The sequence below is a fragment of the Streptomyces rhizosphaerihabitans genome (assembly GCF_025399795.1).
GTDB lineage: Bacteria > Actinomycetota > Actinomycetes > Streptomycetales > Streptomycetaceae > Streptomyces > Streptomyces rhizosphaerihabitans.
This window is the reverse complement of record NZ_JAODTZ010000035.1, coordinates 1-17,822: the sequence shown is the minus strand read 5'-3', so window position 1 is coordinate 17,822 and position 17,822 is coordinate 1. Positions and strand designations below refer to the sequence as shown.

Here is a 17,822-nt window from a genome sequence, read left to right as displayed (position 1 = left end):
GAAGGGACCATCGGGGCCTGGGGCGGCACACCGCTGACGAGAGACGCTACCGGTGTGAGCGGTACCGGCCACCGTCCCCGCGGTACCGCTCCCTCCCCGCACCGCCCACCGTGCGGTGCCGCCCCTTTTCGACGACGGAGGCTCGCCCCCATGACCCGCCACCACGACCGCATCGCGACCACCGACCCCGCCGCCGCGCCGTCCGACATCGCCATCGCGGTGGACCGCCTGGTGACGAACGGGCTCAAGGCACTCACCGACTACGAGGCGCTCGATCAGGAACAGGTCGACCACATCGTGAAGAAGGCCTCGGTCGCCGCGCTGGACCAGCACACGAAGCTCGCGCGGCTCGCGGTGGAGGAGACCGGGCGTGGTGTCTTCGAGGACAAAGCGGCCAAGAACATGTTCGCCTGTGAGTACGTCACGCACAGCATGGGCCCGATGAAGACCGTCGGCGTCATCGCCCGCGACGACATCGACGACATGACCGAGGTGGCCGAACCGGTCGGCGTCGTGTGTGCGATCACCCCTGTCACCAACCCGACCTCCACCACCGTCTTCAAGGCGCTCATCGCTCTGAAGACCCGCAACCCGATCGTGTTCGCCTTCCATCCTTCCGCCCAGCGGTGCAGCGCCGAGGCGGCCCGCATCGTGCGCGACGCGGCGGTGGCGGCGGGTGCGCCGGAGGACTGCGTGCAGTGGATCGAGACCCCGTCCGTGGAGGCGACCGGCGCCCTTATGCGGCACCCGGGTGTCTCGCTGATCCTCGCCACCGGCGGCAACGCCATGGTCAAGGCCGCCTATTCGGCCGGCAAGCCCGCTCTCGGCGTGGGCGCCGGCAATGTTCCTGCCTATGTCCACCGGAGCGCGGATCTGCGCCGGGCCGTCAACGACCTGGTGCTGTCCAAGTCGTTCGACAACGGCATGATCTGCGCCTCCGAACAGGCCGTCATCCTGGACGAGGAGATCTACGACGTGGTGCTGGACGAATTCCGCGTCCTGCACGCCCACTTGGCCACCGCCGAGGAAAAGGCGAAGCTGGAGGCCTTCCTGTTCCCCGTCGGTGCCGCGGGCGCCGGCTGCGAGCCCAAGGTGAACTCCGCTGCCGTCGGGCAGAGCCCGGTGTGGATCGCCGAGCAGGCGGGCTTCACCGTGCCCGCCGACACTTCCCTCATCCTGGTCGAGGCGGCCCGGGTCGGCCCGGACGAGCCGCTCACCCGCGAGAAGCTCTGCCCGGTCCTCGCCGTCCTGCGCGCCGGCTCCGAGCAGCAGGGCTTCGACCTGGCCGCCGACATGGTCGCGTTCCACGGCCAGGGTCACAGCGCCGTCATCCACACCCAGGATCTCGCACTGGCGGAGTCCTACGGAAGGCGCATGAAGACCGTGCGGATCATCGTCAACTCCCCGTCCTCGCAAGGCGCCATCGGCGGCATCTACAACAGCCTGCTGCCGTCGCTGACGCTGGGCTGCGGTTCCTGGGGCAGTACGTCGGTGTCCAACAACGTCTCCGCCGCCCAGTTGCTGAACATCAAGCGCGTCTCGGTGCGCCGCAACAACCTGCAGTGGTTCAAGGTCCCGCCGAAGATCTACTTCGAGCCGGGGGCCATCCGCTACCTCGCCTCCATGCCGGACGTCCACCGCGTCACCGTCGTCACCGACGCGACCATGACCCGCCTCGGCCTCGTCGACCGGGTCGAACGCGTGCTGCGGCGACGCCTCGAGCCGGTCACCATCCAGGTCATCGACAACGTCGAACCCGAGCCGAGCATCGACTCCGTCCGGCGCGGCGCCCGCCTCATGGGCGACTTCCGCCCGGACACCATCATCGCCCTCGGCGGCGGCTCCCCCATGGACGCGGCCAAGGTGATGTGGCTGCTGTACGAACAGCAGGCCGAGGGCAAGGACGTCGACTTCGCCGACATGCGGCACAAGTTCTCCGACATCCGCAAGCGCGCCTTCCGCTTCCCCGTCCTCGGCAAGCTCGCCCGCCTGGTGTGCGTCCCCACCACCTCCGGCACCGGCGCCGAAGTGACCCCGTTCGCCGTCATCTCCGACCCCGCCACCGGCAAGAAGTACCCGCTGGCCGACTACGCGCTCACCCCCAGCGTGGCCGTCATCGACCCGCTCCTCACCACCGCACTGCCCCGGGCGCTGGCCGCCGACAGCGGTTTCGACGCCCTCACCCACGCCATCGAGTCGTACGTCTCCGTCTACGCCAACGACTTCACCGACGGGCTCGCCCTGCACGCGATCCGGATGATCTTCGACAACATCGAGGCGGCGGTGAACGACCGCGCGGCGCGGCCGGAGGCCCAGGAGAAGATGCACAACGCCGGAACCATCGCCGGCATGGCGTTCGGCAACGCCTTCCTCGGCATCGTCCACGCGATGTCCCACACGCTCGGCGCCACCTTCCACGTCGCGCACGGCCGCACCAACGCCGTTCTGCTGCCGCACGTCATCCGCTACAACGGGAGCATTCCCACGAAGCTCACCGGCTGGCCCAAGTACGAGAGCTACCACGCCCCCGAACGCTTCCAGGACATCGCCCGCACCCTCGGTCTGCCCGCCGCCACCCCGGCCGAGGGCGTCGAAGCGCTCGCCTCGGCGGTCGAGCGGCTCCGCGACGCGGTGGGCATCGAACCGACCTTCCAGTCCCTCGGTGTCGACGAGCACGCCTTCCTCGACGCCCTGCCCCAGCAGACCCTCAACGCCTACGAGGACCAGTGCGCGCCCGCCAACCCCCGGATGCCGATGCTCGACGACATGGCGGAGCTGATGCGTGCGGCCTACTACGGCCACGGCGTGGAGACCGGCGGCACCGTTCCGGCGAACTGAGACGGCCTGACCGAACCCGCCCCTTTCCTGCCCTTCGCCTCGCCTTCCCAGGAGGATCCATGCTGTCCGCGGAATCCGCCGCCCTCGTACGGGCCACCCTGCCCGCCGTGGCCGGAGCGCTCGACGAGATCACCGCCCGCTTCTACGCCACGATGTTCCACGACCGGCCGGAACTCCTCGACGGGATGTTCAACCGGGGCAACCAGGCCAGCGGCGCCCAGCGCCGGGCCCTGGCCGGCTCGATCGCCGGATTCGCCGGCGCGCTGCTGGAGAATCCCGAGGCGCGGCCGGACGCGCTGCTGTCCCGGATCGCCCACAAGCACGCCGCTGTCGGCGTCACCGACGACCAGTACACGATCGTGCACAAGTACCTGTTCGGTGCGATAGCGGAGGTCCTCGGCGACGCGGTCACCCCGCAGGTGGCAGCCGCCTGGGACGAGGTCTACTGGCTGATGGCCGGAGCCCTGATCGCCCGGGAGGCCCTCCTCTACCAGGACGCGGACGTACAGCCCGGCGGGAGCTGGCGGCCCTGGACGGTCGTCGAACGCCGTACCGAGACCCCCGACGTCGTGTCCTTCCTGCTCCGCCCGGCCGACGGCGGACGCACGCCGCGGGCCCGCGCGGGTCAGTACGTGAGCGTCCGCGTGCGCATGGCCGACGGCGTGCACCAGCTGCGCCAGTACAGCCTGTCCTCGGACCCGGGCGGAAAGCTGAGGAGGATCACCGTGAAGCGGGTGACGGGTGACGCCGACGGGCCGGACGGCGAGGTCTCCGCCCTGCTGCACGACCACGTCCATGAGGGGGACGAGCTGCTGCTGTCCGCACCGTTCGGCGATGTCTTCCTCGACGACCCGGTGGATGCCACCACCCCCGTCGTACTGGTCTCGGCCGGAATCGGCTGCGCCCCCATGACCGGCATCCTGGCCCATCTGGCCGCCCTCCGTTCGATCCGCCCGGTACTGGTCCTGCACGCCGACCGCTCCCCCGCCGACCACCCCCTGCGAGCAGAGACGCACGACCTCGTCGGGCAACTGCCGGGCGCCCGGGCCGTCTTCTGGTACGAGTGCCCCGGACCGGAGGAACCGGACGCCGGCACCGGCCTGATGGATCTGAGCAGCACCGAACTCCCCGACAACGCCACGGTGTTCCTGTGCGGTCCGCTGCCCTTCATGCGAGACGTACGCGGACAGCTGCTCGGCGCCGGGGTACCCGCGCGACGCATCCGCTACGAGGTCTTCGGACCCGACCTGTGGCTGCCCGACACCGCGGCCTGAACCCCACCGCATCTTCTGACGCCCGACGAAAGGACCCCCGATGACCACCCACAGCGCCCAGGAAACCCCCTTGGTCCGGCTGCGCTCCGACGGCGCCGTGGACGAGGAGACCCTTGCCTACGCCCGTACGAAGATCGACGTGATCGTGGGCAGGCCGGGCCTGCCCGTCGTCACCGGCGAGGTGCACATCGTGCGAGCGGCCGCCCACCACGCCGGCCGGCCGTGGTCGGCCACGGCCGACCTGCGCATCGGCGGCCGTCACGTGGTGGCGGCGGCCGAGGAGGCGACCGGCACGGAGGTCGTCGACCGGCTCCAGGACCGGCTGCGCCGCCAGACCGACAAGGCCTCCCAGGCCTGGGACAGCGGACACCGGACAACGGCCCCGCCGTGGCGCGGTGCCACCGAGCGGCCGTCTGCCGCCGCGGGACCCGGCAGCACACCGGAGGACTCCCCCACGGCGTGATCCCGCAGTCACGACAGGCCCGGTCGGCCACAGTCCACCGACCGGGCCTGTCCGCAGCCTGCGGACGATTCGCCGCTGCCGGCTTTGGCGGACGATTCGCCGCTGCCGGCTTTGAGGGCCGTCCGGGACCAGCGAGGTGACCAACGGCCCACTGACACAAGCCCTGGCGGCAGGAGACCGTGGGAGCCGCGGTACCCCGATCGACCAGCGAGAACGAGGAGTTGTGCGATGGCGAAGGCATATCTGGTGGGCAGCGGGATCGCGGCCCTGGCCGCGGCGACGTTCCTGATCCGCGACGGCGGCTTGAAAGGTTCCGACATTCACCTCTTCGAGGAACAACGGGCCCTCGGCGGCAGCCTGGACGCGGGCGGCACGCCGGACGCCGGCTACACCATGCGCGGCGGGCGCATGTTCGAAGCCGAGTTCCGCTGCACCTACGACCTGCTGTCCGGCATCCCCAGCCTCGACGACCCCGCCGTCTCGGTGACCGAGGAGATCCTGGCCGGACATGAGGACTTCGCCTGGAACGACATCGCCCGGCTCGTCGACGGGGACGGCAAGATCGTCGACACGACCTCGATGGGATTCTCCGAACGTGACCGGCTGGAGATGGTCCGCTGCCTGGCCACCCCCGAAGCACATCTGGACGGCAAGCGGATCACCGACTGCTTCGGCGAACACTTCTTCACCACCGCCTTCTGGTTCATGTGGTGCACCACGTTCGCCTTCCAGCCCTGGCACAGCGCGATCGAATTCCGCCGCTATCTGAGGCGCTTCGTCCATCTGTTCTCCGAGTTCGCCTCCATGACTGGCATCCACCGGACCCGCTACAACCAGTACGACTCCATCGTCCGGCCCCTGACCGCCTGGCTCCAGGAGCGCGGTGTCACCGTGCACACCGGCTGTCACGTCACCGACCTCGGCTTCACCCCGGGCATCAGGAGCGGCACGGTCGAGACCATCCACCTGAACCGACGCGGCCACGACGAGAAGGTCACCGTCGCACCCGAGGACCTGGTCCTCGTCACCAACGGATCCATGACCGACGCCTCCAGTCTCGGCTCCCACACCTCCACGCCCCCGCCGGCTCCGCACCGCTCGGACGCCTGGCTGCTGTGGCACCGGCTGGCCCGCGGCCGCGACGACTTCGGCAACCCCGACGCCTTCGACAAGCACGTCAAGGAGTCCCGCTGGGAGTCGTTCACGGTCACCACCAAAGACCCCGCCTTCCTGAAGGCACTCGAGGAGTTCAGCGGCCGGCCGGCCGGCAAAGGCGGACTGATGACCTTCACCGGGTCCAACTGGCTGCTCACCATCGTCGCCAACCGCCAGCCCGTCTACCGCGACCAGCCGGAGGACGTCGGGGTCTGGTGGGGCTACGGCCTGTTCCCCGGCCGCGCGGGCAACCACACCCCCAAGCCGATGACCATGTGCACGGGCCGCGAGATCCTCGAAGAGGTCCTGCACCACCTTCCGTTCGACGAGCGGACGGCGGACCGGATCCGGGAGACCTCCATCGTCGTGCCCTGTGTGATGCCGTACATCACCAGCCAGTTCCTGGCCCGCCGCCGCGACGACCGGCCCCGAGTGGTCCCGAAGGAGTCGGTCAACCTCGCCTTCATCGGGCAGTTCGCCGAGGTGCCCGACGACGTCGTCTTCACCGTCGAGTACTCCGTACGCACCGCCTGGACAGCGGTGGCGCAGCTCCTGAAGCTGGACAGGCATCCGCCGCAGGTCTACAAAGGCCATCACGACCCTCACGTGCTGGCCGCCGCTCTGGAGACCATGCACCGTCGATAGGTCACGGGAGGTACGAGGGCTGTCCCGGCCCACGATGGGGCCATCGGCAGCCATCGGCAGCGGGTGGCGGCGTCGGGCGGACAGGCCACACCGCAGCAGACGTACCGCAGAAGTGGACGGATCCGACCCAGACGGGTGGGCGAGCACAGTGAAGCTCCTGGCAGACAACGGGCGTCCTGGTCGTGAACCCGTCTCCCAGGAGCTTCGACGCTCCGTACAGCCGGACGTCCCCGACTCCCGCCACTCACAGCTCGGTCGGCGCAGGCTCTCCGTCTGACGACCGGGGTACGCCTCGCAGCCGACGTTCCGTCCCGTGTGCCTGAACGGCGTCCGTTGTGCGGGAGCTCGGCGGTCGGTGCGGCGACGCCTCGGCCGGCAGGCCGATGTACGAGCCGGGCAAGCCCACTGGGTCGCGGCGTCACGCGAGGCGTCCGCCAGGAGCGCGCCCGCGTCTGCGATCACAGTGCCGACCGACCGGTCCCCGCGGCGGGAGACCCTGAACGTGTCCAGGCCGGCAGCGCGATGGCGCGGCAGTGGGGTCGGTCATCCATGGGGTACGACGACCACCGGGCAGTGCGCCCGGTGCAACAGGGTGCGGGCGACCGGACCCAAGCGCGGCCCGAGCACGCTCGTACGGCGGTGCGCGCCGATGACGACCACGGCAGCCTCCCGGGTCGCTGCCAGCAGTTCGGCCGCGGGAGCGGCGCGGACCGTGTGGGTCTCCACCGTCACGTCTGGGTGCCGGTCCTGCAGCTGGGTGAGGGCGTAACGGGGTACGGCCTCCTCGGCCAGGGCCTCCCTGGCCAGTCGTTCCTGGCCCGGACTGCGCGTCGGCACGAAGGAGGGAAGTTCGGGGGTGCTGTGCCGATGGCTCCAGGAATGCAGGACACGGAGCCTCGCACCGCGCCGCTCGGCCTCCTGGAAGGCGTACGCCGCCGCCTGCGTGTCCGTGTCGTCCGCCAGTCCGAGCAGTACGTCCTGCCCGTCGTCGCACGGGTGGTCCCCGCGGACGACCAGGAGAGGTCCTTGCGCGAGCGCGGCCGGCCTCAGGCTCACGGAGCCGAAGGCCGGGCCGGTCAACGCTCCCAAGCCGCGTGTTCCCACGACGGTAAGGGCTGCGGCTGCGCTCTCTCGCGCCAATGAACGCACCACTCCTCCCTCCACCGCGGCGGTCTCCACCAGCAGTTCGGGGTACCGCGCATGGATGCGTGACACAGCATGGTTCAGGACCGGTGCGGCCTCGTCTCGGTCGGAAACGGCGTACAGCACGCGCAAGCCGGTGCCGTGCCGTACGGCCTCGGCCGCGGCCCGGTCCAGCGCCCTTACGGAGATCAGAGAACCGTCCACTCCGACGACTATGTGATGCGAGGTCATGGCGTACCCGTCCCTTCCTTGAACGACCGTTCGACGGAAGCGACGCTCGACGAGCGCACCGGCCTCCATGAACGATGCTCCTCGCGGACCGGCGCCTCGGGCAGCAGCCGGGAGAACCCGAAGAGACACCGAACGGCCCTTGCTTCAAGGGCCGTTCGGTCCGGAACAGAAAGGACGACGAGGTGCTGAATGACGCGGCGATGGGGGTTCAGGAAGGGGTCTGCATGTCGTACAGGGGGCGTCCGCCGACGAGTTGGCGTCCGGTGACCAGCGCCGAGGCGATGCGCACGTAGACCTCCTGCGGTGCCGGCACCCAGGACGGGGGCCCGGTCCTCAACAGCCGTGCGTGCTCGGCTGGATCGGTCACGAGGTTGGCCGACCCCACGATCACGACACTCCATCCGGAGTGGAGGGCGGCATCGAGCTCATCGGCCTCGAAGGCCACCACGGCTCCGTCGATCGCTGTCACCAGGTCCGAAGAGGCCGAGGTGCACACCAGTACCGCGCCATCGTGGTCAAGACAGAAGTTGACCGGCAGGACGGCGGGCAACGCCAGCCGTGTGTACACGATCCGCCCCACAGGCACTGCGGCCAGCATGGCCAGGCACTCCTGCCGGTCGAGTTCGCGAAATCCGTCGTTGGCGTACATCTGCCTTCTCGTCTCTCACCTGACAAAGCGGTACCGCGCTGGTCCATCCTCAAGCGGTGTGGACACCCTCAGCCAGGGACCATGGGACCCTGGCTTCCCGAGAGAGACCCCGTTCAGACCACGATGCGGCGTCCCGTGAGGGCATACGGTCCGATGCGCACCCACATATCGCGCCTGCCACCGGACCACGGCGCGCTGTACGCCTGCTCCGCGAGCCGATGCACTTCATCGATGTCCGTCACCTCGCGCGCATACCCGCGCGCCGGCACGCTCCAGCCCTGGCTGAAGGCGTCGTCGACGCGGTCGACCTCGAACGCGACCAGGCAGCCCGACGCCGACGACGGTGTAGCGCCGCGGGCCGTTCTGAAGACAATCGCGTCATCGGCGACGCTGTAGTTGACAGGAACGATCGCCGGCCCGAGCGCTGTGGGAACGGCGACCCTTCCTACACCGTGCGTCGACAGCAGCTCAGCACACTCGGCACTGCTCAACTCGGTGAATTCGGGAGCACGCCCGGCCTGTTCACGACCGGATGGCACGTCGGCATCGCCGCCGGTGAGTTCCGAGACCGTGGTCCGCAGTGCCGCCGCCAGCGTGAGCAGTGCGCCTCGGCCGGGCGCGGCGTCAGGGTGCTGTTCCAGGTGCGTCACGTAGCTGGAGGCCATGCCCGCTCGAGCGGCCGTCTCCTCTGCCGTCAGTCCGAGGTGGGCGCGGCGTGCGGCGAGTCGGCGGCCCAGGTCACCCGAGGGCAGACCCTTCGTCCCGTTCGCCTGTGTCTGTTCGGTCACGGCTCGTCACGTCCTCTCGTCAGGCCGCCGAAACGGCGACCGCCTCGCGCGACGGCTCGCCGAGCACCACCTCGAGGGCTCCGGTGTCGGCGGTGCGGGCGAAGACGTCGCAGGCCTCTTCCATGCGCTCCAGCGGGAAGGCGCGGGTGACCGGCTGCGCGGTGGACAGCCGGTCGGCGGTGGCCATGCACAGCAGGGTGTGTCTGTCTATTTCGAGTACCGAGATTGCCCGATAAATTCATATTGCCCAGTAATCACCCCGCCCGCTTGGGCCATCCGGCCCTATCGCTCGACGAACGGCTCTTGCCGTCGGTCCGGGAGCGAGGGGTGGGTCAGCTGTTCCAGGTCCAGTCGGCGACCTCGGGCAGGTCGCTGCCGTGCTCGCGGATCCAGGCCTGGTGTCGGCTACGCACGTCGGCCATCTGCTGCCGTACGGCGGCGGCGCGCACCGCGAGTCCTGGGACTCGGTCGATGACGTCCATGACCAGCCGGTAGCGGTCGAGGTCGTTGCGGACCACCATGTCGAACGGCGTGGTGGTCGTGCCGGACTCCTTGTAGCCGCGCACGTGCAGGTTCTTGTGTCCGGTGCGGCGGTAGGCGAGCCGGTGGATCAGCCAGGGATAGCCGTGGTACGCGAAGATCACCGGCTTGTCGGTGGTGAACAGGCCGTCGTACTCGAAGTCGCTCATTCCGTGCGGGTGTTCCTCGCGCGGGAGGAGTCGGGTCATGTCGACCACATTGACCACGCGGACGGCGAGGTCCGGGAGGTGCCGGCGCAGCAACTGCGCGGCGGCCAGTACCTCCTGGGTGGGCACGTCCCCGGCGCAGGCCAGAACGACATCGGGCTCCCCGCCGTTCTCCGTGCCCGCCCACTCCCAGATCCCGGCGCCGCGGGCGCAGTGCGCGCGGGCCTGGTCCATGGACAGCCAGTCGAAGCTGGGCTGTTTGCCGGCCACGACGACGTTGACGTAGTCGCGGCTGCGCAGAACGTGATCCGCCACCGACAGCAGGGTGTTGGTGTCCGGCGGCAGATAGACCCGTACGACTTCAGGGCTCTTGTTGAGGACGTGGTCGACGAATCCCGGATCCTGGTGCGAGAAGCCGTTGTGGTCCTGGCGCCAAACGTGGGAGGTCAGCAGGTAGTTGAGGGAGGCGATGGGGGCGCGCCACGGCAACTCCCGTGACGTCTTGAGCCACTTGATGTGCTGGTTGACCATGGAGTCGACGATGTGCACGAACGCCTCGTAGCTGGAGAACAAACCGTGCCGGCCGGTGAGCAGGTAGCCCTCCAGCCAGCCCTGGCAGGTGTGTTCGGACAGGATCTCCATCACCCGGCCGTGATGTTCGAGGTGCTCGTCGACCGGCAGATATTGGGCCTGCCATGCCTTTCCGCTGATGTCGAAGACGGCCTGAAGACGGTTCGACGCGGTCTCGTCCGGGCCGACGAGGCGGAAGTCCCTACGGGCACCCGTGTCTTTCATCACCCGGGCCAGGAGGTCCCCCAGAACGCGGGTCGGCTCGTGCAACGTAGTACCCGGCTTGTCGACCGGCACGGCGAACTCGTTCAGCGGGGCAACGGGCAAGTCGCGCAGGAGCAGACCGCCGTTGGCGTGCGGGTTGGCACCGAGTCGCTTGGCTCCGTCGGGGACGCAGGCGAGAACGTCGGCGGCGGGGCGGCCTTCCTGGCCGAAGAGCTCCTCCGGCTTGTACGAGCGCAGCCAGGTCTCCAGCTGGCGGAGGTGTTCGGGGTTTTCGCGGACACCGGCCAGGGGGACCTGGTGGGCTCGCCAGGTGCCCTCGACGGGCACGCCGTCCACCTCGGCCGGACCGGTCCAGCCCTTCGGGGTGCGCAGCACGATCACGGGCCAGTGCACGCGCTCGCTGACACCGTCCTCGCGGGCGGTCCGCTGCATCAGGGCGATGCGGTCCAGCGCGTCGTCCATCGCCGCCGCCATGGCCCGGTGCACCTGGACCGGGTCGTCGCCGGTCACGTGGATCGGCTCGTGGCCGTATCCCCGCAGCAGAGAATCGAGTTCGGTCTCCGGGATCCGGGAGAGCACCGACGGGTTGGCGATCTTGTAGCCGTTGAGGTGCAGGATCGGCAGGACGGCGCCGTCGTGGACCGGGTCGAGGAACTTGTTGGAGTGCCAGGCCGCGGCCAGCGGCCCGGTCTCCGCCTCGCCGTCGCCGATCACACAGGCGACCAGCAGGTCCGGGTTGTCGAAGGCGGCACCGTACGCGTGGGAGAGCGAGTAGCCGAGCTCGCCGCCCTCGTGGATGGAGCCGGGGGTCTCGGGGGCGACATGGCTGGGCACGCCGCCGGGGAAGGAGAACTGCCGGAACAGCCGTGCCATGCCCGCCGCGTCACGCGACACGTCCGGGTAGGTCTCGCTGTAGCTGCCCTCCAGCCAGGAGTTGGCCAGGATCGACGGACCCCCGTGACCTGGACCCCACACGCACAGCGCGTCGAGCGCCCGCGCCTTGATCACCCGGTTGAGGTGTGTGTACACGAGGTTGAGGCCGGGCGAGGTGCCCCAGTGGCCGAGCAGCCGGGGCTTGATGTGCTCCGGCTTCAGGGGCTCGGTCAGCAGGGGGTTGGACATCAGGTAGATCTGTCCGGCGGCCAGGTAGTTGGCGGCCCGCCAGTGCGCGTCCAGGGTACGCAGCTCTTCGTCGGTCAGTGCGGTGGCGTCCGGGTGCTCGGCCTTGGACATGAGGGACTCCGTGAATCGTCGGCGTGAGGATCATCGGGTGGTGCAGGTGGTCCGACGGCGAGAAGGTGCCGGCAACTGCCGTGTGGACGGGACGAGATACGTCCCCGACCGCGGTGCCGGCTTCTGAGCAGCCGCCCGCCTCTGTCACGCCTGCTCGGGTACGACCGCGACGGCGGAGGCGGCGTGGTGCAGCACCGCGTGGGCGACGCGCCCCAGCTGGAGTCCGAGGTGTCCCGGGTTGCGGCGGGCCCCGACCACCAGCAGGTCTGCTGCGCATGACGCGTCCAACAGGACCCTGCGGGCGGGACCCTCGACCGTGCGCCGGCGCAGGTCCACATCCGCGGGTACGTCTTCCAGCGCCTTGTCCAGGACCTCGCCGGCCTGCTGCTCGTGCAGACGCGCGGGTTCCCCGGCGAACAGGGGGTGGTCGGTGGTCTCGTGCGCCGGGCACCGCCAAGCACGTACGGCGTCCAGGGTCGCGTGGCGAAGCCTCGCCTCCTGGACAGCGAAGTTCAGGGCGGCGGAGCCCGTCGTCCTCTCCCCGATGCCCACGACGACGCGACCGTGCGTCCGGGCGCGGACCTGGTTGTCGTGGCTGCCGCGGAGCACGATCACCGGGCAGTCCGCGCGGGCGGCGACCGTCAGGCTGACCGAACCGAGCAGCATCTCGACGAAGCCGCTGCGACCGCGGGTGCCGAGCACCAGCGCGGCGGCCTCGCGTCCCTCGCGGACCAGCGCGTACTCGGGCTCCTCCGGCAGCACGTCGGTGGAGATCTCCAACTCGGCCTGGCGCAGACGGGCGCGGTGTGCGGCGGTCCGTACGATGCTCTCGGCCGTGACCTCCTCGGACGGCTTGCCGAGGTCCTGTACGAGAGCGGCGCCCTCGTAGCGCTCCCAGAGGGAGGCGTACACCACCCGCAGTGGCGCCCCGCGCAGGGCCGCCTCGTCGGCCGCCCAGTCGACGGCTCGCAGGCTGGGTTCGGATCCGTCGACGCCGACGACGATCGGGAGATCCATCTGTCTCACCGTCCCGCGCCGAGGCCGAAGACGATCCGGGCCTTGCCCTCGCCGCGCAGCACCTCGCCGTTGGAGTCGTCGACGGATGCGAGGTGGCGGACCTCGTGGATGACCAGGGGTTCACCGAACGCTCGTACGACCGCTGCCTTCATGGGTCTCTTCTCCTCGGAGTGGCTCAGCTGTGCGGGACGACGGCGACAGGGGCGGTGGAGTGATGCAGGACGGAGTGCGTGACGTGTCCGATGTGGGCGCCGAAGGGGCTGCGCCGGATGCGCCGGCCCACGACGACGAGCGAGGCCTCGCGCGAAGCGTCCACGACGAGTACGGCCGCGCTGCCGTAGCGGGAATCCTCGACGACCTCCACGTCCGGGAACTTCTTCCGCCATGGACGCAGCACCTCGGTCACGGCCCCGGACGCGCTCAAGGCCAGTGCCTCGTGCAGCGCCGGATTGACCGGCGTGCCGTACGCGTAATAGGGCGGCGGGTACCAGCCGTGGACGACCCGCAAGGACGTCGCACGGCGCTTGGCGGCGTCGAAGGCGAACTCGATCAGCGCCTCGTCGGGGTGCTCTACGTCGAGTGCGAGGACCACGGGCCGGAACGGCGTCGCGGCGGACGGAACACCCGCCGGGTCCAGTTCGTGCTCGTCCGCGGCTGCCTCGAGCGCGCGGACCAGTACGACCGGGCTGTCCGCGTGCGCGACGGTGGACAGGCCGACCGAGCCGACCATGAACCCGCCGATCCCGCCGAGGCCGCGCGAGCCCAGGACGAGCAGTTCGGCGCTCTTCGCCGCCTCGGCCAGTGCGTCACCCGGGTGGCCGGAGAGCTGCTCCGTGCGCACCTCGACGCCGGGGTGACGCAGCCGGACCCCCTCGGCGGCTTCCCGGGGAATCCGCTCGGTCCAGTGCTGCTGGGTCTCGGCACCGAGGAGTGGCGACTGAGCCATGGGCTCCGGCACCGGCTCCCACACGTGCACGATCTTCAGCGGCAGGCCGCGCAGCTCCGCCTCGCGAGCCGCCCATTCTGCGGCGGCCCGGCTCTCCTGCGAGCCGTCGAGACCTACGGTGATGGTGCGGAGCATGATCTCTGCCTCCTGGGGCGAGGGGTGGGATTCCGGAATCGATTTCGAGGGGTTCCTCGTGCAGGGGCCGCTGGTCCCGAATCCGGACCGCCCGGCTCCCTGCACGGCGGGGCGCTGTCGGCCGAGTGATGGGCCCACGTCGCCGTCGGTGCTCAGCGCAGCCAGCTGTGGTCGTGGACGAAGGGGAGCTTGGCCCAGAGCCTGCCCGCGCCCAGGGTGTCGCCGGCGGCGACAGCGGCCAGGACGATCAGGGCGGCGGCGTAGATCACGTGGTAGTCGATGAACGGGTTCGTCGACATGCTCGGCGTGCCGTCCGAGAGGTGCTTGACCGGCGGCCACTCCGCGATCCACATCAGCGCCATCATCGCGGTGCCGGCGACGGCGGCGATGCGCAGCGCGACACCGGCGACCAGGGCGAGGCCGATCCCGAGGAGACCGAGCGTGAACAGCCAGTCGGCCCACGGGTCACCGGCCCAGGAGTGGAAGGTTGACTCCATCGGCCCGGCGGCGACGGAGCCGAGGAAGCCCTTGGTCGGCGAGCCGCCGTCGATCCAGCCCTTGCCGGACGGGGTGGCGTAGCCGAGGCCGAAGGTCTTGTCGAGGAAGGCCCACAGGAAGACGAACCCCGTGAGCAGGCGCAGGGACGCGAAGGCGTAGGCCCGCGCGGTGTGCGTGCCGGTGTCTGCCGACACGGCCGACTCGGATGCGTAGGCGGTCCGGTTCCTGCGGAACGACGGCAGGTGGAAGCCGGAGCTCCGGTGAGGGTGCTCGTGCACGGCCATGGTCGGGATTCCCTTCGAGGGCGGTCGGCTCGGTACCTGACACCCCTCACTCTGACCGTGCACGCCCGTCGGCGACGGATGCCGAAGGTCCGCGACCAGGGGGCCGAACGGCCCTCTTGTCAAAGGCCGTTGGGCGTTGTGATGCATGCAGTGGATGACGTTGAGGGTGTTGCCGCGTCTGCCGGCCAGTCGGCCGCGAGGTCGGGGCGGACCAGGGTGCCCGACCGGCCGTGCACGATCTCGTAGGCCGCGTCCAGGGCTCCTACGGCGGCGAGACCTCCGGTCCGTTCCACGAATCGCGCGGCGGCCTCGGCCTTCGGCCCCATGGAGCCCTCCGGGAAGCCCTTGCGGCGCAGCTCCGCCGGGGTGGCGTCGAGCACGGGCTGCTGGTCCGGGGTTCCGTAGTCCTCGTAGATACACGGGACGTCGGTGAGGATGAGCAGGAAGTCGGCCTTGAGGTCCTCGGCGAGCAGGGGCCGCGGCCAGGTCCTTGTCGATGACGGCCTCCACGCCGGTCAGTGCGCCGGTGTCGTGGTCCGCGGTGACGGGGACGCCTCCGCCGCCTGCGCAGATAACGAGGGTGCCGCTGTTCAGCAGCTCGTGGACGGTGTGGGTCTCCACGATCCGTACCGGCACCGGGGAGGGTACGACGCGGCGCCATCCGGTGGTGTCCCGCGCGATGTGCCGGCCGCGCCCGCAGGCGACAGGACGAACGTCGACTCCCATGAACCTGCCGGAACCAAGTGGCCGCGCCCGCAACCGGTCCCGGCAGTCGCGGCGGCCCCATGACCTCCGCCTGCGAGGAGGTGACTCATCCGCCAGGAGCTTCGCGTACTTGTCCACTCGTCGTCGATCGATCTGTCCAACCAGGCGCTGCGGCACCTGGACAGGCAACTGGCCGAAACGCTCGACGCGGGCCTGCTGGGGATGGAGCAGGTCGTGGAACGACTCGCCTCAGCCAACGCTCAGGCATTCTGTCGTCGGCACAGCGGCCTACGCGCGGCAACCGGACCGGAGCCCTCGCATCAGCGCGGTCCGTCAGCCGGCATGGAGCGGGGCGCGGCCGTGCTGAAGCGGGATGCGCGGCGCCGCAGATGCCGGTGACCCGCGTAGTGCCCGGGGGTCGGCGACACGGTCGCTGCCGCGCCGTAGAACAGCCGCTTACCGGCCTCGATGAGTGCCAGGTAGGCGACGATCATGCCGACCAGGGTGGCGAAGAACGCCGTGGGGAGTGGTTGGAAGCCCAGTGTATGGGCGAGTGGCGTGGCCGGCAGCAGCGCGCCGATGGTGACGACACCCAACGCGGCAAGAGTCAGCGGCAGGCTGGGGTGGCTGCGGAAGAACGGGATGCGGCGCGTGCGGATGGCGAAGATCACCAGGGTCTGGGTGGCCAGCGACTCGACGAACCAGCCGGTCCGGAACTGCGCCGGTCCGGAGTGGAAGATCCAGAGCATGACGCCGAAGGTGACGAAGTCGAACACTGAGCTGAGCGGGCCGAAGGAGATCATGAAGCGGCGGATGAAGGCGATGTCCCAGTGCGAGGGCTTCCGCAACTGCTCCTCGTCCACGTTGTCCGTCGGGATGGCCAACTGGCTGCTGTCGTAGAGCAGGTTGTTCAGAAGGATCTGTGAGGGGAGCATCGGCAGGAACGGCAGGAAGAGCGAGGCTCCCGCAGCGGAGGCCATGTTGCCGAAATTGCTCGAAGTACCCATCAGCACATACTTGATGGTGTTGGCGAAGATCCGACGGCCCTCGCCCACACCGTCGGCGAGAACATTCAGGTCCTTCTCCAGCAGGATGACGTCGGCCGCGTCCTTGGCCACGTCGGTGGCCGAGTCGACGGAGATGCCCACGTCGGCCGCATGCAGAGCAAGGGCGTCGTTGACCCCGTCGCCCAGGAACGCAACGCCGCCGCGGCTGAGCCGTTGCGCGTGCACGATGCGTGCCTTGGCCTCGGGACTCACACGCGCGAAAACCGTGGTGCCGGTGATCGCCTCGGCCAGTTGTCCGTCGTCCAGGGCGTCGACCTCGCTGCCGGTCATCACTCCCGAGTCGGGGAAACCCAGGTCGTGGCAGACCTTGGCTGCAACCGCGGCGTTGTCGCCCGTGACAACCTTCACCGCGACGCCGAGCCCGGACAGCCTGCGCAGCGCCATGGCGGCATCCGGCTTGGGCGGATCCATGAACACCAGCAGGCCGGCAAGAGTCAGCCCCTGTTCGTCCTCAGGCCCGACACCCTGCGTTGCGGTGACATCGGCCCGGGTGGCGACAGCGACCACCCGGTTGCCCGCGGAGAACTCGACCGCCAGTGCGTCACGGGCTGCGGGCGGGACGTCGACGCAGCGGTCCAGGACCGTCTCCGGAGCTCCTTTGGTGACCAGGCTGAAGCGCCCGTCGCCGTCCCGCAGCAGAACGGACACCATGCGTCGTTCATGATCGAAGGGCAGTACCGAGACCTGCGTGTACCCGTCCAGACCGGCCCGCCCGTCGGCCGTGGCCGGGGATCGCCAGAGGGCTTGGTCCAGCGGGTTTCCTCCGACGTCCTGAGCGTCGCGCGCCTCGTTCTCCGTACCGAGCAGCCCCCATCGCACCACCGCCTCGGCGTGTCGGCCGTCGGCCGGCACGGCGCGCATGAACTCGATCCGGCCCGTGGTGAGCGTGCCGGTCTTGTCGGTGAACAGGACATCGACATCGCCCAAGTCCTCGATGCACACCAGTCGTTTGACCAGCACCTTGCGCCGACTCATCCGTCGCGAACCTGCGGCCAGGCTGGTCGATACGACCGCGGGCAGAAGCTGCGGGGTGATTCCCACCGCGATGGCCAGTGAGAACAGCAGTGCGTCGATGATCGGCTTGTGCAGGGCTACGTTGATCACGAAGATCGAGGTCGTCAACGCGCCCGCGACGTAGACCAGCAGCATGGAAAAGCGCCGCAGGCCGACCTGGAACTCGGTGTCAAGAGGATGGGTGTCGAGGCCGGCAGCGATCTTGCCGAACTCGGTACGTGCTCCGGTGGCCACCACCACCCCACGGGCGGCGCCG

14 protein-coding genes and 1 pseudogene are annotated in these 17,822 nt (G+C 69.7%); 4 read left to right on the top strand and 11 right to left on the bottom strand.

Going from position 1 to position 17,822, the window contains the following annotated elements:
- The first annotated feature begins 150 nt into the window (after nt 1–150).
- The 4 genes from adhE to N4G66_RS29245 all read left to right on the top strand — a co-directional run bounded on the left by adhE (nt 151) and on the right by N4G66_RS29245 (nt 6,375).
- Nucleotides 151–2,838 (top strand): bifunctional acetaldehyde-CoA/alcohol dehydrogenase, encoded by a 2,688-nt coding sequence (gene adhE / locus N4G66_RS29260; protein ID WP_261707248.1) that lies wholly within the window; start codon nt 151–153, stop codon nt 2,836–2,838.
- A gap of 59 nt (nt 2,839–2,897) precedes the next feature.
- Entirely contained in the window at nt 2,898–4,112 is a 1,215-nt protein-coding gene (locus N4G66_RS29255) for a globin domain-containing protein (RefSeq protein WP_261707247.1), read from the top strand.
- 40 nt (nt 4,113–4,152) lie between these two features.
- On the top strand, nt 4,153–4,575 hold the full coding sequence (locus N4G66_RS29250; RefSeq protein ID WP_261707246.1) for a hypothetical protein: 423 nt from the start codon (nt 4,153–4,155) through the stop codon (nt 4,573–4,575).
- Nucleotides 4,576–4,659: 84 nt separating this feature from the next.
- Entirely contained in the window at nt 4,660–6,375 is a 1,716-nt protein-coding gene (locus N4G66_RS29245; protein WP_391858902.1) for an oleate hydratase, read from the top strand.
- A 543-nt stretch (nt 6,376–6,918) separates the two neighbouring features.
- Here the strand turns inward: N4G66_RS29245 and N4G66_RS29240 are convergent.
- The 11 genes and pseudogenes from N4G66_RS29240 to N4G66_RS29190 form a co-directional block, all read right to left on the bottom strand.
- On the bottom strand, nt 6,919–7,749 hold the full coding sequence (locus tag N4G66_RS29240; RefSeq protein WP_261707245.1) for a universal stress protein: 831 nt from the start codon (nt 7,747–7,749) through the stop codon (nt 6,919–6,921).
- A 208-nt stretch (nt 7,750–7,957) separates the two neighbouring features.
- Complete coding sequence (locus N4G66_RS29235) at nt 7,958–8,398, bottom strand: pyridoxamine 5'-phosphate oxidase family protein (RefSeq protein WP_261707244.1); 441 nt, start codon at nt 8,396–8,398, stop codon at nt 7,958–7,960.
- A gap of 113 nt (nt 8,399–8,511) precedes the next feature.
- Nucleotides 8,512–9,186 (bottom strand): helix-turn-helix domain-containing protein, encoded by a 675-nt coding sequence (locus N4G66_RS29230; RefSeq protein ID WP_261707243.1) that lies wholly within the window; start codon nt 9,184–9,186, stop codon nt 8,512–8,514.
- Between the two features lie 19 nt (nt 9,187–9,205).
- A complete protein-coding gene (locus N4G66_RS29225) occupies nt 9,206–9,373 on the bottom strand; it encodes a hypothetical protein (RefSeq protein ID WP_391858901.1) in 168 nt (55 codons plus the stop codon).
- Nucleotides 9,374–9,518: 145 nt separating this feature from the next.
- Nucleotides 9,519–11,900: a phosphoketolase family protein gene (locus N4G66_RS29220; RefSeq protein WP_261707242.1), complete on the bottom strand. Its 2,382-nt coding sequence runs from the start codon at nt 11,898–11,900 to the stop codon at nt 9,519–9,521.
- Between the two features lie 144 nt (nt 11,901–12,044).
- Nucleotides 12,045–12,917: a universal stress protein gene (locus N4G66_RS29215; RefSeq protein WP_261707241.1), complete on the bottom strand. Its 873-nt coding sequence runs from the start codon at nt 12,915–12,917 to the stop codon at nt 12,045–12,047.
- A 5-nt stretch (nt 12,918–12,922) separates the two neighbouring features.
- Entirely contained in the window at nt 12,923–13,069 is a 147-nt protein-coding gene (locus N4G66_RS29210; protein WP_391858900.1) for a hypothetical protein, read from the bottom strand.
- Between the two features lie 23 nt (nt 13,070–13,092).
- Entirely contained in the window at nt 13,093–13,998 is a 906-nt protein-coding gene (locus tag N4G66_RS29205) for a universal stress protein (protein ID WP_261707240.1), read from the bottom strand.
- A gap of 152 nt (nt 13,999–14,150) precedes the next feature.
- On the bottom strand, nt 14,151–14,780 hold the full coding sequence (locus tag N4G66_RS29200; protein ID WP_261707239.1) for a hypothetical protein: 630 nt from the start codon (nt 14,778–14,780) through the stop codon (nt 14,151–14,153).
- A 197-nt stretch (nt 14,781–14,977) separates the two neighbouring features.
- Nucleotides 14,978–15,470 (bottom strand): annotated as a pseudogene (locus N4G66_RS29195) (amino acid kinase family protein); the annotation flags it as partial.
- Nucleotides 15,471–15,805: 335 nt separating this feature from the next.
- A partial coding sequence (locus tag N4G66_RS29190) for an HAD-IC family P-type ATPase (protein ID WP_261707238.1) occupies nt 15,806–17,822 on the bottom strand: 2,017 nt, incomplete at its 5' end.

What these genes read in the sequence shown, in the direction of transcription:
- N4G66_RS29215 (WP_261707241.1), bottom strand. Translation starts at nt 12,917, where the DNA reads ATGGATCTCCCGATCGTCGTCGGCGTCGACGGATCCGAACCCAGCCTG.
- N4G66_RS29235 (WP_261707244.1), bottom strand. Translation starts at nt 8,398, where the DNA reads ATGTACGCCAACGACGGATTTCGCGAACTCGACCGGCAGGAGTGCCTG.
- N4G66_RS29225 (WP_391858901.1), bottom strand. Translation starts at nt 9,373, where the DNA reads ATGGCCACCGCCGACCGGCTGTCCACCGCGCAGCCGGTCACCCGCGCC.
- N4G66_RS29220 (WP_261707242.1), bottom strand. Translation starts at nt 11,900, where the DNA reads ATGTCCAAGGCCGAGCACCCGGACGCCACCGCACTGACCGACGAAGAG.
- N4G66_RS29200 (WP_261707239.1), bottom strand. Translation starts at nt 14,780, where the DNA reads ATGGCCGTGCACGAGCACCCTCACCGGAGCTCCGGCTTCCACCTGCCG.
- N4G66_RS29255 (WP_261707247.1), top strand. Translation starts at nt 2,898, where the DNA reads ATGCTGTCCGCGGAATCCGCCGCCCTCGTACGGGCCACCCTGCCCGCC.
- N4G66_RS29250 (WP_261707246.1), top strand. Translation starts at nt 4,153, where the DNA reads ATGACCACCCACAGCGCCCAGGAAACCCCCTTGGTCCGGCTGCGCTCC.
- adhE (WP_261707248.1), top strand. Translation starts at nt 151, where the DNA reads ATGACCCGCCACCACGACCGCATCGCGACCACCGACCCCGCCGCCGCG.
- N4G66_RS29205 (WP_261707240.1), bottom strand. Translation starts at nt 13,998, where the DNA reads ATGCTCCGCACCATCACCGTAGGTCTCGACGGCTCGCAGGAGAGCCGG.
- N4G66_RS29240 (WP_261707245.1), bottom strand. Translation starts at nt 7,749, where the DNA reads ATGACCTCGCATCACATAGTCGTCGGAGTGGACGGTTCTCTGATCTCC.
- N4G66_RS29210 (WP_391858900.1), bottom strand. Translation starts at nt 13,069, where the DNA reads ATGAAGGCAGCGGTCGTACGAGCGTTCGGTGAACCCCTGGTCATCCAC.